15 protein-coding genes are annotated in these 14,278 nt (G+C 71.4%); 5 read left to right on the top strand and 10 right to left on the bottom strand.

All coding sequences use genetic code 11. The features are described 5' to 3' along the window. Positions 1 to 7: 7 nt before the first annotated feature. Positions 8 to 766, bottom strand: coding sequence for an SDR family oxidoreductase (locus ACIQF6_RS07660; RefSeq protein WP_400891335.1), 759 nt, complete (start codon positions 764 to 766; stop codon positions 8 to 10). A gap of 138 nt (positions 767 to 904) precedes the next feature. Here ACIQF6_RS07660 and ACIQF6_RS07655 point away from each other — a divergent pair, with 138 nt between their 5' ends. Further along, a complete protein-coding gene (locus ACIQF6_RS07655) occupies positions 905 to 1,717 on the top strand; it encodes a helix-turn-helix transcriptional regulator (RefSeq protein ID WP_400891333.1) in 813 nt (270 codons plus the stop codon). Between the two features lie 34 nt (positions 1,718 to 1,751). Here the strand turns inward: ACIQF6_RS07655 and ACIQF6_RS07650 are convergent, their stop codons facing one another. Beyond that, positions 1,752 to 2,342, bottom strand: a complete 591-nt coding sequence (locus ACIQF6_RS07650; protein ID WP_400891331.1) for a hypothetical protein — start codon at positions 2,340 to 2,342, stop codon at positions 1,752 to 1,754. Positions 2,343 to 2,482: 140 nt separating this feature from the next. Here ACIQF6_RS07650 and ACIQF6_RS07645 point away from each other — a divergent pair, with 140 nt between their 5' ends. Both ACIQF6_RS07645 and ACIQF6_RS07640 read left to right on the top strand, forming a co-directional pair. Next, positions 2,483 to 4,306, top strand: a complete 1,824-nt coding sequence (locus ACIQF6_RS07645) for a prolyl oligopeptidase family serine peptidase (protein ID WP_400891328.1) — start codon at positions 2,483 to 2,485, stop codon at positions 4,304 to 4,306. 31 nt (positions 4,307 to 4,337) lie between these two features. Further along, the gene (locus ACIQF6_RS07640; RefSeq protein ID WP_400891326.1) at positions 4,338 to 4,922 is read left to right on the top strand and encodes a hypothetical protein; all 585 of its coding nucleotides are present in this window, start codon (positions 4,338 to 4,340) and stop codon (positions 4,920 to 4,922) included. 37 nt (positions 4,923 to 4,959) lie between these two features. On the opposite strand, the gene ACIQF6_RS07635 is transcribed toward ACIQF6_RS07640, so the two are convergent. Further along, positions 4,960 to 5,736 (bottom strand): SURF1 family protein, encoded by a 777-nt coding sequence (locus tag ACIQF6_RS07635; RefSeq protein WP_400891324.1) that lies wholly within the window; start codon positions 5,734 to 5,736, stop codon positions 4,960 to 4,962. Positions 5,737 to 5,805: 69 nt separating this feature from the next. Between ACIQF6_RS07635 and ACIQF6_RS07630 the strand changes: the two genes are divergently transcribed. After that, complete coding sequence (locus ACIQF6_RS07630; RefSeq protein WP_400891322.1) at positions 5,806 to 6,324, top strand: GNAT family N-acetyltransferase; 519 nt, start codon at positions 5,806 to 5,808, stop codon at positions 6,322 to 6,324. 31 nt (positions 6,325 to 6,355) lie between these two features. Here ACIQF6_RS07630 and ACIQF6_RS07625 read toward each other — a convergent pair whose 3' ends face one another. Further along, positions 6,356 to 6,727: a YybH family protein gene (locus tag ACIQF6_RS07625; RefSeq protein WP_400891320.1), complete on the bottom strand. Its 372-nt coding sequence runs from the start codon at positions 6,725 to 6,727 to the stop codon at positions 6,356 to 6,358. Positions 6,728 to 6,817: 90 nt separating this feature from the next. Between ACIQF6_RS07625 and ACIQF6_RS07620 the strand changes: the two genes are divergently transcribed. Further along, positions 6,818 to 7,690 (top strand): LysR family transcriptional regulator, encoded by an 873-nt coding sequence (locus ACIQF6_RS07620; protein WP_400891318.1) that lies wholly within the window; start codon positions 6,818 to 6,820, stop codon positions 7,688 to 7,690. 29 nt (positions 7,691 to 7,719) lie between these two features. Here the strand turns inward: ACIQF6_RS07620 and ACIQF6_RS07615 are convergent, their stop codons facing one another. The 6 genes from ACIQF6_RS07615 to ACIQF6_RS07590 all read right to left on the bottom strand — a co-directional run bounded on the left by ACIQF6_RS07615 (position 7,720) and on the right by ACIQF6_RS07590 (position 13,718). After that, positions 7,720 to 8,835 carry an aminopeptidase P family protein gene (locus tag ACIQF6_RS07615; protein WP_400891313.1) on the bottom strand — a complete coding sequence of 372 codons (1,116 nt, stop codon included), beginning with the start codon at positions 8,833 to 8,835 and terminating at the stop codon, positions 7,720 to 7,722. A 21-nt stretch (positions 8,836 to 8,856) separates the two neighbouring features. Further along, positions 8,857 to 10,248: a dipeptidase gene (locus ACIQF6_RS07610; RefSeq protein ID WP_400891311.1), complete on the bottom strand. Its 1,392-nt coding sequence runs from the start codon at positions 10,246 to 10,248 to the stop codon at positions 8,857 to 8,859. Between the two features lie 29 nt (positions 10,249 to 10,277). Beyond that, a complete protein-coding gene (locus ACIQF6_RS07605; protein WP_400891309.1) occupies positions 10,278 to 11,417 on the bottom strand; it encodes a hypothetical protein in 1,140 nt (379 codons plus the stop codon). A gap of 357 nt (positions 11,418 to 11,774) precedes the next feature. Further along, positions 11,775 to 11,975 carry a hypothetical protein gene (locus ACIQF6_RS07600; protein ID WP_400891306.1) on the bottom strand — a complete coding sequence of 67 codons (201 nt, stop codon included), beginning with the start codon at positions 11,973 to 11,975 and terminating at the stop codon, positions 11,775 to 11,777. Between the two features lie 305 nt (positions 11,976 to 12,280). Further along, the gene (locus ACIQF6_RS07595; RefSeq protein ID WP_400891304.1) at positions 12,281 to 12,784 is read right to left on the bottom strand and encodes a hypothetical protein; all 504 of its coding nucleotides are present in this window, start codon (positions 12,782 to 12,784) and stop codon (positions 12,281 to 12,283) included. Then, positions 12,762 to 13,718 (bottom strand): hypothetical protein, encoded by a 957-nt coding sequence (locus ACIQF6_RS07590; protein WP_400891302.1) that lies wholly within the window; start codon positions 13,716 to 13,718, stop codon positions 12,762 to 12,764. Before ACIQF6_RS07590 ends, ACIQF6_RS07595 begins: the two co-directional genes overlap by 23 nt. Between the last annotated feature and the right edge of the window lie 560 nt (positions 13,719 to 14,278).

The raw sequence follows: 14,278 nt of genomic DNA, 5'->3' as shown, positions 1-14,278 counted from the left end.
CCGGCCGTCAGGCCTGGCGGGTCGGCAGCACCACCACCTGGCTCAGGTTGATGTGCCGCGGGCGGCCGACGACGTACCCGACCAGGTCGGCGACATCGGCGGGGGAGAGCGCCCCGATCGCGTCGAACATGGCGCCGAGCTGGCCGTCCGGGCCGAGCTCGGGGTTGTCGATGTGGCTGCCCAACTCGGTGTCGGTCAGGCCGGGTTCGACGTTGGTGACGCGCACGTCGCGCGGGCCGTACTCGGAGCGCAGGGCGGCCGACAGCTGGGTGACGGCGGCCTTGGTGGCGCCGTACACCGCGTAGTTGGGGAACACCACGTGGGCGCCGATGGAGGAGACGTTCAGCAGGTCGGCGGTGGCGCCGTCGGCTGCGGCGGCCACCAGGTCCGGGCCGAACGCGCGGACCACCCGCAGCACGCCCGTCAGGTTGGTGTCGACCATGCGGGTCCACTCGTCGAGCCGGCCGTCGTCCACCGGGTTGGGCAGCATCACACCGGCCGCGTTCACCACCAGGTCCACCCGGCCGAAGGCGGCGTGCACCTGCTGCCGGGCGGAGTCCACCGAGGCCCGGTCGGTGACGTCGACGGGCGCCGCCAGCGCGTTCGGGCCGAGTTCGGCGGCCAGCTGCTCCAGGCGGTCCTTGCGGCGGGCCAGCAGCGCCACCCGGGCGCCGTCCGCGACGAGCTGCCGGGCGACGGCCTCGCCGATGCCGCTGGCGGCGCCGGTGACGACGGCGGTCCGGCCGTGGAGGGTCGGGTGTGCCATGGGGATCACGCTCCTGTTCGGTCTGCTGCGGTGACGTCCACGAGTCTCGGCGCGCGCCGCCCGGGTACCCAGGGCTGCGCTCTTCCTGGGTCTGCGAGAACCACCTTCGGGGCCGTGCGCCCGTCGTATCGTCAGGGCATGAGCGAACTCGGGGAGTTCCTGCGGCTGCGCCGGGGCCGGATCCAGCCGTCCGACGTCGGCCTGCCGGAGTTCGGGCGGCGGCGCCGGGTGCCGGGGCTGCGGCGCGAGGAGGTCGCGCAGCTCGCCGGGGTGAGCGTCGACTACTACGTGCGGCTCGAACAGGGCCGCGGCGACGGCGTCTCGGCCGAGGTGCTGGACGCGGTGGCCCGGGTGCTGCGCCTGGACCGCACCGAGCGGCAGCACCTGCACGACCTGGCCCGGCCGCCGCGCGAGGCGTCCCGGCGCAGCCCGCGGCAGCTGCGGGGCGGTCTGCGGCTGGTGCTGGACGCGCTGGACGCGCCCGCGTTCGTGCTCGGCCGCTGCCTGGACGTGGTGGCCTGGAACGCGCTGGGCGATGCCGTGATGGGCTTCTCCGACCTGCCGCCCGGGCAGTGCAACGTGGCCCGGCACGCGTTCCTGTCGCCGGCCGGACGCCGGCTCTACCCCGAGTTCGAGCGGGTCGCCGCCGAGACCGCGGCGTTCCTGCGGTTGGACGCGGCCCGGCACCCGGACGACCCGGAGCTGAAGGCGCTGCTCGCCGACCTCGCCGCCGAGCCGCTGTTCGCCGAGCTGTGGGCGCGGCACGGCGTCCTGGAGAAGACCAGCGGCCGCAAGCTGCTGCTGCACCCGCGGGTCGGCGAGCTGGACATCGGCTACGAGACGCTCGCCCCGCCCGGCGAGCCCGGGCTGCAACTGGTCGTCTACACCGCGGAGCCCGGCTCGCCCACCGCGGAGCGGCTCGCGCTGCTGGCGGACGCCGTCCGGATCTGAGACCGCGGACCGGACGGCGTCCGGGTCCGCGGTCTCAGATGCCGAGCGACTCGGCGCGGGCCTCGGCGCGCAGCAGCAGGGCGTGCACCTCGGCCTGCCGGCGGCCGGGGCGGTCGTTCCACAGGTCGGGCGAGGCGGTCGGGCGGCCGGTGGCGTGCAGCACCTCCATGACCTGGGTGCGGGCCCGGCGCACCGTGTACGCGGTGCCGTAGCCGTGCGCGAGGACGGCGGTCTGCGCGCCGAGCAGGCAGACCCGGCCGGCCGCGTCCCACATCGCGCCCTGGATCCAGCCGGCCTCGGCGAGGTAGCGGGAGGTCAGCCGCAGGTGCCCGGCGACGGTGATCGGCACGGGGCGGGCGGGGCGGCGGGCCATCCGGTCCAGCAGGGTGCGGCGGGGCAGCGGGTAGCCGAAGTTCCAGGGCCGGTGGGCGGAGCCGTACAACGGGGCGTCGCAGTCGGGTTCCGTCCGGGGCGGGGCGGGCAGCGGCAGCAGCGGCAGCCGCTCGGGGGCGGGGAGCCCGGCGAGGTACTGCTCGATCTCCTCGACCAGGCCCAGGTGCTGGGCGAGGACGGGCAGGTCGAGGCGGTCGAGCTGGTCGAGCGGCGGCGGCGCGGACACGGGCATGGCACAACTCCTCCGGTCGTTATGTCGTATTTGTACCTCTTCCTTTGATCGCCCGTCCGATGCCGCACCGCAGCCGTTCCGTGTCCCACCGTTCGTCGGGACCGTTCCGCTCACCGCCCGGAATCGGGTTGGATGAGGGTATGAACGAGCAGACGAACGTCGTTCCGGCGTGGGAGCAGCGGTTCCGGGCAGCGCGGGTCTCGCTGCCCGACTGGGCGGACGAGGCGCCGGAGCGGGCGCTGTACGTGTCCAACGCGACCGGCACCTACGAGGTGTACGCGTGGGACCGCGCCACCGACGAGCACCGCCGGGTCACCGACCGCCCCCACGGCACCACGGACGCCGAGCTCAGCCCCGACGGCCAGTGGATCTGGTGGTTCGACGACACCGACGGCGACGAGTTCGGCGTCTGGCGCCGCCAGCCGTTCGCCGGCGGCCCCGACGAGGAGGCCGTGCCCGGCGTCCCCGCCGCCTACGAGGCCGGCCTGGCGCTCGGACGCGACGGCACCGTGGTGGTCGGCACCTCCACCGACGACGAGGGCACCACCCTGTACCTGCGCCGCCCCGGCGCCACCGGGACCGAGGTGGTCTACCACCACGCCGAGTACGGCGGCATCGGCGACCTGTCCCACGACAGCACCCTGCTGGCCGTCGACCACACCGAGCACGGCGACGCCATGCACTCCGCGATCCGGGTGCTGCGGCTGTCCGACGGCGTCACCGTCGCCGAACTCGACGAGGTCACCGACCGCGCCGAGCCGCGCGGCGTGGCCTGCCTCGGCTTCGCGCCGGCCGCCGGCGACACCCGGCTGCTGGTCGCCCACCAGCGCTCCGGCCGCTGGGAGCCGATGCTGTGGGACGTCGCCACCGGCACCGAGACCGAACTGACCCTCCGCGACGAGCAGGGCCGCCCGTTCCCCGGCGACCTGTCCGCGCAGTGGCGGCCCGACGCCCGCTCGCTGCTGATCGAGCACGAGTACGAGGCCCGCTCCGAGCTGTTCTCCTACCGGCTGGAGACCGGCGAGCTGACCCGGCTGGACACCCCGCGCGGCACCGTCGCCGGGGCCACCGCCCGCCCCGACGGCACGGTCGAGTTCCTGTGGTCCTCGGCCGCCGAGCCGTCCGCGGTGCGCTCCACCGCCGGCACCGTGGTGCTGCGCGCGCCCGGCCCCGTGCCGCCCGGCTCGGTGCCGGTCGAGGACATCTGGGTGGACGGCCCCGGCGGCCGGGTGCACGCCCTGGTGCAGCGGCCCACCGGCGAGGGCCCGTACCCGACGGTGTTCGAGGTGCACGGCGGCCCCACCCACCACGACAGCGACTCCTTCGCGGCCGGCCCCGCCGCCTGGCTCGACCACGGTTTCGCGGTGGTCCGGGTCAACTACCGCGGCTCCACCGGCTACGGCCAGGCCTGGACCGACGCGCTCACCGAACGCGTCGGCCTGATCGAGCTGGAGGACATCGCCGCCGTCCGCGACTGGGCGGTCTCCTCCGGCCTCGCCGACCCGGACCGCGTGGTGCTGTCCGGCGGCTCCTGGGGCGGCTACCTGACCCTGCTCGGCATCGGCACCCAGCCCGACCTGTGGACGCTCGGCCTGGCCGCCGTCCCGGTCGCCGACTACCTCACCGCGTACGCGGACGAGATGGAGGCGCTGAAGTCGCTGGACCGCACGCTGTTCGGCGGCACCCCCGAGGAGGTCCCCGACCGCTGGCACGCCTCCTCGCCGCTGTCGTACGTCGAGCAGGTCAAGGCCCCGGTCTACATCAGCGCCGGTGTCAACGACCCGCGCTGCCCGATCCGGCAGATCGACAACTACGTCCAGCGGCTGGAGGAGCTCGGCAAGGTCCACGAGGTGTACCGCTACGATGCCGGGCACGGTTCGCTGGTCGTCGACGAGCGGATCAAGCAACTTCGCCTGGAGATCGACTTCGTCCGGCGACACCTGGCCCCCGGCACCGTCCGCTGACCGGTGCCCGGGCGGTAGGGGGGAACAACCGGTGGGTGGACGACGCGCCGCGCTCGCCGTCGCCGCGGTCGGCGCGATCGTGCTGACCGCGGCCGGCTGCTCGTCGAACAGGAAGGGCGACTGCGTGGAGGCCGCCGCGCCCGTGAAGGCGGACACCGGCATCGTGCTCGCCAAGGGCAAGAGCGGCGGCCACAGCTCCGGCGGCTCCGGCGGCAGCAGCGGCTCGAAGGGGTCGAGCGGCAGCGGGGGCTCCGGGAGCAGGAAGGGGTCCGGCACCTCGCCCCACACGGGCGGCGGCGGCACCCGGGTCGTCCACCACTACCACCACCGGCCGGGCTCCACCCGCAGCGACGACTACATCGACGAGTGCGGCAACCCGTCGCCCGCCCCGGGCTCGGGCTTCGGCGACTTCGGCGGCGACTGCGCCACCCCGAACGCGCTGCCCGCCGCGACCCCCGTCACCGGTTCGCCCTCGGCGTCGCCGGGCGGGGTCGCGCCGAGCTCCGCCGCTCCGCCGGTGCCCTGCACCTCGCGGCCGGCCCTGCCGGCGCCCACGGCGTCGCCGTCCGCCCTCCCGTCCCCTTCGCCGTCCGCGTCCAGGTCCGGGACGCGCTGACGGGTGCGGGTCGGCGGGGTGTCCCGGTGGGCGGAGGTCAGTCCAGGGCCGGGTCCAGTCCGAAGGCCCGGTCCTGGGCGGCCTCGGCCTCGCGGCGCACCAGCCGGAACCACATGAAGACCACGAACCCGGCGAAGACGAACCACTCCAACGTGTAACCCAGGTTCTGGAACGCCCGCAGGCTCAGCCCGTCGCCGCCCTGCGGCTGCACCGTCGGCACCGACGTCAGCCCCGCCGGGACGTCGTCGGCCGCCACCCAGCCGTCGTACACCGGGTACGGCAGCACGTTCACCAGCGTCGCCGGGCCGATCGTGCCCAGCTGCCCGGCCGGCAGACCGCCCGCCACCGCGCCGCCGCTGCCGCTGTTCTCCGGGGCCTGCAGCCGGCCGGTCACGCTGACCTGCCCGGACGGCGCCTCCGGTGCCGTGCCCGGGTCGCCCGCCACCCAGCCGCGCACCACGGGCACGGCCGGGCCGCCGTCTGTGAGCAGCGGGGTGAGCACGTAGTAGCCGGAGCGGCCGTCCACCGTGCGGTTCGGCACCAGCAGCTGGTGCGCGGCGTCGTACGAGCCGGTGACGCTCACCGTCCGACCCAGGGTGTCGGTGCCGACCTTGGCCGCGGCGTCCGGCAGCAGCTCGGTCAACGGCCGGGCCCGGGACTCGGCGGAGACCGCCTTGTTGATCTCCTGGTGCGTCGACACCCGGCTCTCGAACCGGCCGAGCTGCCAGGAACCGAGCATCAGGCAGACCCCGATCGCCGCCACCGCGACGACCGTGCCGAGAAGCCACCGCGGGCTGAACAGGAACCGGTACACCCCACCACGGTAACCATTCCTGACATCCGCCCGGACCGCCGGGTGCCGCCGCACCGTAGGGTGGCCGCCGTGATCAGTCTTCTGACCGCCGATGGTCTCCCCGCCCGCTGCGAGGCCCTCGCCGATCTGCTGCTGGACGCCGTGGCCGACGGCGCCTCGGTCGGCTTCCTGGCCGGCACCGGCCGCGACGAGGCGGCGGCCTGGTGGCGGACCCTGCACCCGGCCGTCGCCGACGGCAGCCGGCTGCTGTGGACGGCGTCCGCCCCCGACGGGCGGCTGCTGGGCACCGTGTCCCTGGTCCGCGAGACCCGGTCGAACGGCCGGCACCGCGCCGAGGTCGCCAAGCTGCTGGTGCACCGCGACGCCCGCGGCGCGGGCCTGGGACGGCGGCTGCTGGCCACCGCCGAGCAGGCCGCCCGGGACACCGGTGCCACCCTGCTGCTGCTCGACACCCAGACCGGCAGCGCCGCCGAACACCTCTACCGCTCCGCCGGCTGGACCGCGTTCGGCACCGTCCCCGGCCACGCCGCCACCCCGGACGGCGTGCTCGCCGACACCACCTACTACTACAAGCAGCTCATCGGCTGACGGGCTGCGCGGGCGGCCGCGTTCCGGCTGCTCAGCCCTCCGCGTCCGGCCGGAGGAACTCGGGCTGGTCCAGCAGCCGCAGCCAGCTGCCGTCCGGCTGCTGCCGCACCACCTGGGCGCGGGCCCCGGCGCCGTCCCTCGGCGGGGTGGCGGTCAGCGCGATGCCGTCCGCGGACAGCGTCGGCAGCGGCGGCTCCGGGACGAACTGCGGGCGGTTCGTCAGCACCCGCTCCCACAGCTCCCGGATCGCCTCCCGGCCGACGGTGAGCCGCCCCGGCGGGTACGCCAGCACCGCGTGCTCCTCGTACAGCGCGGCGACCCCGGTGGCGTCGCCCGCGTTGGAGCGCTCCACGAACAGCCGGGTCAGGTCCTCCGGGCGCATCGCCTTCTCGTACTCGCTCATCACGGCCTCCTCGTTGTCGTGCCCCCAGCCTTCCGCCGGCACTGCCAGAAGTCCAACAGCTGGTTCTGCTCGGAACTAGAATCTGTGGTCATGGAACTGAGGCAGCTGGAGTACTTCCTCGCCGTCGCCGAGGAGCGCAACTTCACCCGCGCCGCCGAGCGGGTGCACATCAGCCAGTCCGGGGTCAGCGCCCAGATCCGGCAGCTGGAACGCGAACTCGGCGCCGAACTCTTCGACCGCTCGGCCCGCACCGTCACCCTCACCGTGGCCGGCAAGGCCGCCCTCGAACACGCCCGCCAGGCGGTGGCCGCCGCCCGCGCCGTCGGCCAGGCGGTCGGCGAGGTCGGCGACCTGATCCGCGGCAGCCTCACCGTCGGCATGGTGGCCGGCTGCACCCTCACCCCGCTCTTCGACGGCCTGGCCGCCTTCCACCGCGCCCACCCCGGCGTCGAACTCGCCCTGCTGGAGGACGACTCCGACCGCCTCACCGAAGCCGTCCGCACCGGCGCCCTCGACCTCGCGCTGATCGGCTGCGCCGGCACCACCCCCGACGGCCTGGACGCGCACACCCTGGTCGCCGAACCGCTGATCGCCGCCGTCCCGCCCGGCCACCCGCTCGCCGGGCCCGCCGTCACCCTCGCCGCACTCCTCGCCCACCCGCTGATCTGCCTGCCGCCCGGCACCGGCGTGCGCACCGTCCTCGACCGCGACTGCGCCGCCGCCGGACTCACCCCGCGGATCGCCCTCCAGGCGTCCGCCGCCTCCGCGATCGCCGACCTCGCCGCCCGCGGCCTCGGCGTCGCCGTGCTCAGCCGGTCGATGGCCGAGGCCTTCCCCGCGCTGGTGCCGGTCACCGTCACCGACCTCACCACACCCGGCCTGCTCGCCCTGGTCTCCCGCCCCGGCCCCGCCCCGGCACTGCGCACCCTGCTCGCCGAACTGCGCCGGGCGTTCAACCGCTGAACGCCCGGCGCAGTTCGGGTGGCGACAGGTCAGTTCACGAACGCCAGCTCGTGCGGCGTCCCGTTGAACCGCAGACCGCCGTCCTCCGTCACCGTCACGATGTCCTCGATCCGGACGCCGAACCGGCCCGGCAGGTAGACGCCCGGCTCGATGGAGAAGCACATCCCCGGCACCAGCGGCCGGGTCTCGCCCTCGATCATGTACGGCGGCTCGTGGGTGGTCAGGCCGATGCCGTGGCCGGTGCGGTGGATGAAGTACTCGCCGTACCCGCCCTCGGTGATCACCGCGCGGGCCACCCGGTCGATCTCCTGGCAGCTCACCCCCGGCGCCACCGCGTCGAACGCGGCCTGCTGGGCCCGCCGCACCAGGTCGTGCACCCGCTGCACCTCCTCGGGCGGCTCGATGCCGACGAACACCGTCCGGGTGGTGTCCGAGCCGTAGCCGTCCTTCAGCCCGCCGAAGTCCAGCACCACGGTGTCACCGCGCCCGATCACCCGGTCCCCGGCCTCGTGGTGCGGGTTCGCCCCGTTCGGGCCGGAGCCCACCACCGTGAAGTCCACCTGGCTGTGGCCGTGCTCGATCAGCAGCGCCGCCAGGTCCGCGGCCACCTCCCGCTCGGTGCGACCCTCGAACGGCACGCCCAGGATCGCCCCGTACGTCAGGTCCGCCGCCGCACCCGCCGCCGCCAGCCGGGCCAGCTCGTCCGGCTCCTTCACCGCCCGCAGCATCGGCAGCACCGAGGTCAGCGAGGCGTACGAGGTGCCCGGCAGCGTCTCCTGGAAACCCAGCAGGTGCATCGCCCAGGCGTTGTCGGAGATCCCGTACCGGCCCGCCGGGTCCAGACTCGGCGCCAGCACCGCGTACGGGTCCTGGCCGTCGACCCAGTCGGCCATCCGGACCGCCTCCGCACCCGCCGCCCGCTCCGCGTCCGGACGCTCCAGCCTCGGCACCAGCAGCACCGGCTCGGCGCCCGGCGCGACCACCAGCGCCGTCAGCCGCTCGGTGCCCACCGGAAGATAGCCCGTCAGGTACGTCAGGTCCGGGCCGGGTGTGACGACCAGTCCGGCCAGTCCCGCATCGGCGGCGGCCGTCGCGGCACGGGCCATCCGGGCCTGGAAGTCGGCGGTGGTGAACGGCTCGGGCATCAGGATCCCCTCCCTCGGGGGTCAGCGGCCGGCGGCCGCGTAGTGACGCAGGAACAGCGCCTCGACCAGAGCCATGTGCTCGATCTCGCCCGGGTCGACGCTCTCGTTGGGCGCGTGGATCAGCGAACGAGGCTCCTCCACACCCATCAGGATGATCTCCGAACCCGGGTACTGCGCGGCAAGAGCGCTGCACAGCGGAATCGAACCGCCCTGCCCGAGGAACGACAGCGGCCGGCCGTACGCCTCCCGCGCCGCCCGGTCCAACGCCGCGTACGCCTTCCCGTCGGTCGCCGCCCGGAACGGCGAACCCTTCGACTCCGGCTCCACCTCCACCCGCGCACCCCACGGCGCGGCCTTCACCAGATGCGCCGTCAGCGCCTGCTGCGCCACGTCCGGATCCATCCCCGGCGGCACCCGCAGACTCACCCGCGCCCGGGCCTCGCACGGCACCGCGGACGCCGAACCCACCACCGGCGCACAGTCGATGCCCAGCACCGTCACCGCCGGACGGGCCCACAGCCGGTCCGCGACCGTCCCCGAACCCGTCAGCCGGACCCCGTCCAGCACCCCGGCGTCCGACCGGAACTGCTGCTCGTCGTACCCCATGCCCTCCCACCGGCCGTCGGCCGGAAGACCCTCGACGTGCGTCCCGCCGTGCACGTCACGCAGCGAGTCCAGGATCCGGATCAGCGCCGCGAGGGCGTCCGGGGCCGGGCCGCCGAACATCCCCGAATGCAGATCCGACTCCAGCGTCCGCACCGTCACCACCACGTTCGCCATCCCGCGCAACGAGACGGTGGCCGTCGGCACCCCCACCGCGGCGTTGCCGGTGTCGCAGATCAGCAGCGCATCGGCGTGCAACTCCTCCGGATGCTGCGTCAGATACGCCTCCAGGCCGCCCGTCCCCTGCTCCTCCGACCCCTCGACCACCAGCTTCAACCCCACCGGCAGCTCGTCCCCGAGCGCCCGCAACGCGGTCAGATGCATCACCACATTGCCCTTGCAGTCCGCCGCCCCGCGCCCGTACCACCGCCCGTCCCGCTCCGTCAGCTCGAACGGCGGCGACACCCACGCCTCGTCGTCCAACGGCGGCTGCACGTCGTAGTGGCAGTACAACAACACCGTCGGAGCCCCCGGCGGCGGCGGACGGTGCCCCAGCACCGCGAAACTCCCGTCCGGTGTCTCCACCAGCCGCACATCCCGCAGCCCCACCCCCGCGAACGCCGCAGCCACCCACTCCGCGGCCTCCCGGCACCGCTCCGGCGGCTGCTGCCGCGGATCCGCCACCGAAGGAATCGCCACCAACTCCGCCAAGTCCCCCCAGGCCCGCCCCATCAGCCCGGCCACCCGCCCACCCAACTCGTCCACCACACCCGTCCCCTCTCCCTCACCCGACACAACCCCACCGATCATGCCCGGCCCCGGGGCCCCGCACGTGAAACTCAGGCCGTTGCGCCGTCCAGGATGCGCACCCACCACTCCAACTGCTGGACTTCGTTCTTCCGGTGCACCCGCGGGCGCAGGACCCGATAGGCGGCGACCAGCCGCTCGGCGGTCGACCTGGTCAGCGCGGGCACGTGAAGGTCGAGGATCCGCTCCCACTCGGGTGCCAGCACGTCCCCCAGGTCGCGGTGCAGCGCGTCGAGCGGGAGCTCGCGGGCCACCGCCCACACCACCAGATCCGGAGCATCGGCCAGCAGGTGCCAGTGGTTCGCCGACCGCTCACCGAGCAACCGCACCAACTCGTCGAGGATCGCCCGCCGGAAAGTGATCGCGATCCGCACCCCGGTCGCCTCCGTGTGCGCGCCGAACAGCGCCCGGAAGTCCGGGCCCGAGGTGTCCCGCCAGATCTCCTCCCGTCCCTCCGGCGTCAACGTCCGGAACGCGAGCGCCGGTTCGCCCCCGGCCGCGAAGAACGCCAACGCGGTGGTCGCCTCGCCGACCGCGTACCCCGCACGGCTTGGGCCGCGCCGCTCGCCGCGCCGCAGCCGGAACGGAATGCCGTCCCCCTCGAACTGGCGCACCAGCCGGGCCATCACCGGGTGCCGGAGCAGCAGGTCCTGCGCGGTCGTCGGATTGTGGTGGCGGTGCGCCAGATCGTAGGCCGTTCGGGCGCGATCGCGCGCCGCCCCACCGACGACCCGGACATCCAGCACGGCCCGGTCCAGATGCTCGGCGGACAGGTCGCTCGCGCCCTGCGCGAGGAGCCCCAGCGTCTGGAAACCGTCGATGCACTCGATCCCGGACAGCTCGACACTGCACCCGCCCCAGTCCGGCTCCGCCCGCCAGAGCCGCTCGTCCACCCCGAGGACCACCCGCCCGACGACCCCGAACAACTCCGGGCTCTCCCGCAACAGGCGCGCCCGCGCCGCATTCTGCCGACTCGCCAGCAACTCCCGCCGGGCCCCCAACCGCTCAGCCGCATCGACCGCCCCGGCCAGCCCCGCCAGTTGACCCGCCGGCACCCGCAGATCCCACTGCTCGTCGTCCACCCGCTGCATGTAACCGGGCCGGAGCCAGTACCCCGAGTAGAACACCGGGACGCTGGTCGGCCCCTGCCCGCCAGGAAACGGCTGTGTCATCGCAAACGCGCTCATGCCATCACAACGGCACGACCCGACACAGGTGACGCCCGAAGCCGCCCCAACCCCCCCGGCCCCACCCCGAGACGGGACCACCACCAAGTCCCACAACGAGTGAGGGCCGCACCGGATTTCTCCGATGCGGCCCTCACTGCTCGGTCGGGGTAGCGGGATTTGAACCCACGGCCTCTTCGTCCCGAAGCAACCTGGGTGGGTGCTTGACCTCGGGCTGTTGTGCCTCTCACCTGTCACGATGGTGTGCTGACGTCCGCAGGTGTCCGATGCTGTTCGTTCGCGTTGTCACTCAGTTAGACACCTACCCAAGCGCCACTTGAGTTGCTGCATGACCGCGGCTCGTCAGGTCTGCAAGTGACTGGCCCAGACGGCCTTGATCTGCTCTCCTTGCTCGGGGGTGATGACGCCAGCTTCCAAGGCCACAGCCACGAGATCCGTTCCGGCCGCCATTTTTAGGGCGGTGAACGCATCGTTCATGCGGTCGGAGTTACGCGGTGTTCCGACATGCCCAGCTTCCAAGTCGCCGGGGAGGAAGTTCGCCACTTCGCCGTCGTTGCTGGAGAACGCGGCCCTATCCATCCTCACGTGGACCCGTTTGGTGCCTATGGTGACGACGGTTCCGTGCGACCCATTGTGGTACAAGGGTCGGTCGCTTGGCACTCTGACCGTGACTTTGTCCCCGACTTTGAAACTGCTCAGAGTCATTCCACTGCCGAGCATGCGAGCCCCTATCTTGGTGCGTTTATCAGAAGCCAATTTATGCCACTTGCTCTAGTTGTCTGTCGCGCCCAGAGATGGCGTGGGAAGATTCAGGGCTCGGTTGATGCTGCAAAAGGGTAGCGTTTGAGCTACCGGAATTCATTATCAAAAACCGACTTGATCCGCTTGAGGATCATGAACAGCGTTAGAGTGAAGTGGATGAGCAGGTAGGCGAGGATCGCACTAGTCCAGACAGGCATCCTCTCGCTGCCAGTAGAAGACTCTGCCCCGAGAACTAGAACAGCCATTAGAGATACAAAGAGCGCGTAGGTGACATTTGCCTGGAGCTGCTGCGTGAGGACAAATTTCAAGTTTTGAGAGGTTTGTCCGCCGGTGCCCGCTGCGGCCTTTCTGGCGACGTCAAACATTAGAACTAGAAGATTAAATAGGAGCCCTGCCAGAAGGGCCAAGGCGGCAAGTAGATTGGAAACGCCCGCCATTCGCCATTTGGCGACCACTATGCCTGCGGATGCAATTGCGGGGGTGCCGCATAGAAAGATGATATCGGACCAAAGGATCTTGTTGTTGCGATTGCTTCGGAGCGTCTTGAAGTGATCTTTGATGATCAAACTAGGGTTGATCATCCGAAGCATTCGGCACCTCCAGGCGAGTGTGATCCCAATGACTGGGCCAGGCAAACGGACGCGAAAGCGCATCGGGGCTGAGGCCGACTACGTGTGCGAGCTCCGAGGAAATCTCAGCTGCACGCCCATAGACGAACGCATCGTTGACCTCAGTTCCGTCTGCAAGGGCCTCCTCGTCCAGGTCATACACCATCAAGGGCTTTGTACCAGGAGCCACTGACACCGTGCGGGTGGTGCCGCCGACCTTCACTTCAATCTTCATCTCGTCGAATCGCTCGCCACGCCATTCGAGAAGGTGTTGGAGGTCTCCATCCGAACTGACTGCCGCTCCGATCCATTCCTTTGGGAGGAAGCCGTTCCGAGCTGGACGGACTACCATTTCCACTGAGCCGATCGAACTTTGCCGGCTGCTTATGTTGTACATATCCCCCAAGTCATGCGGGATTGCATGCCGAACGAGTCGATACTTCTTTACTTTTCCTTGTTCGAGCAGGATCCCAAACGCCGACTCTGGGGCGAGATTGCTAACCTCTAGAGTGTACCCCGGATATTTGGCCCTAAATGCGGACTTGAATGCGCTGGAAAATAGGGTGAGTATCCCGTTTCCGTGAATTCTCTCCGTCATTATGATGGCCAAATCCGCCCCAGCTGGCACGGATATCAGGTTTCGGAGATCGATAAGTTCAACGTCATCTTCGGTGCGCTGGAAAACGGTTGAAAGGCTGGCCCGATCTTTAATTCTTGATCGGATCCCGTATGATCCTGTCGAAAGCTTCACCCTTAGCTGACGGTTCTCGTGGGTGATGCTGCCGACCTCCAGGGACTTTTCCTTTGAAGAGTCTTCATAGGGCCGCTCCTGCAAGTGGGCGAAGAAGCCATATAGGAGTGATAGAAGATCCGTGCCGGCGCCGTCGAAATTATCCAATGGGAGGGCATCCTTCATTCGGTTCTTGCGAATTCGAATGACGTAGCTCGCGAGTGAATATTTCGACATACCTCTCCCTATGGCGGTCGCGGAGCATCACGATACAACCTGGTGCATACGATGCGCATCGGTCTTGACACATTGGTGTTGGGGGCATGGTCAGCATGGGGGCGGTGGAGCGGTTTTGGCCGGTGTCCTGTCTGGTCTGGGGTCGAGCATGATCGGGGGGCCGTAAGCTGTTGCGACTCGGTCAGGGCTTTGGGAGCCTGACCGCAATTTGGCCGAGTGGCCCCCCGGTCTTGCTCGACGCGGGTCCCGGTCCTGACAGGTGGGTAAAACCGCGGAGCCGCCCGCCCCGGCCCCGGTGGGGTTTGGGCGCCGCCACTCTCTCTGTCCGCCGGCGGCTTCGGGGCGGAGTGAGCGAGGCGCGAGAGCCACGGTGCTGGACTTCCTCTGTTCAGGGTGGAGTTCGGGCGCGATGATTGCAGCGTCGGCCGTTACCCCTGGCGGCTCTGCCGCCGGGCGGGGGCGGCCGGGGCGGCCCGGGGCGGAGACAGGAGGGCGGGCCCGGCCGTCCC

The sequence above is a fragment of the Kitasatospora sp. NPDC092948 genome, from assembly GCF_044754805.1.
Taxonomy (GTDB): Bacteria; Actinomycetota; Actinomycetes; order Streptomycetales; family Streptomycetaceae; genus Kitasatospora.
Note: the sequence above shows the minus strand (reverse complement) of the source record. Positions and strands in the feature narration are given on the sequence as shown.

Coding starts and splice junctions, on each gene's coding strand:
- ACIQF6_RS07660 (WP_400891335.1), bottom strand. CDS start 766: ATGGCACACCCGACCCTCCACGGCCGGACCGCCGTCGTCACCGGCGCC.
- ACIQF6_RS07655 (WP_400891333.1), top strand. CDS start 905: ATGAGCGAACTCGGGGAGTTCCTGCGGCTGCGCCGGGGCCGGATCCAG.
- ACIQF6_RS07650 (WP_400891331.1), bottom strand. CDS start 2,342: ATGCCCGTGTCCGCGCCGCCGCCGCTCGACCAGCTCGACCGCCTCGAC.
- ACIQF6_RS07645 (WP_400891328.1), top strand. CDS start 2,483: ATGAACGAGCAGACGAACGTCGTTCCGGCGTGGGAGCAGCGGTTCCGG.
- ACIQF6_RS07625 (WP_400891320.1), bottom strand. CDS start 6,727: ATGAGCGAGTACGAGAAGGCGATGCGCCCGGAGGACCTGACCCGGCTG.
- ACIQF6_RS07620 (WP_400891318.1), top strand. CDS start 6,818: ATGGAACTGAGGCAGCTGGAGTACTTCCTCGCCGTCGCCGAGGAGCGC.
- ACIQF6_RS07615 (WP_400891313.1), bottom strand. CDS start 8,835: ATGCCCGAGCCGTTCACCACCGCCGACTTCCAGGCCCGGATGGCCCGT.
- ACIQF6_RS07610 (WP_400891311.1), bottom strand. CDS start 10,248: ATGATCGGTGGGGTTGTGTCGGGTGAGGGAGAGGGGACGGGTGTGGTG.
- ACIQF6_RS07605 (WP_400891309.1), bottom strand. CDS start 11,417: ATGACACAGCCGTTTCCTGGCGGGCAGGGGCCGACCAGCGTCCCGGTG.
- ACIQF6_RS07595 (WP_400891304.1), bottom strand. CDS start 12,784: ATGCTTCGGATGATCAACCCTAGTTTGATCATCAAAGATCACTTCAAG.
- ACIQF6_RS07590 (WP_400891302.1), bottom strand. CDS start 13,718: ATGAAGGATGCCCTCCCATTGGATAATTTCGACGGCGCCGGCACGGAT.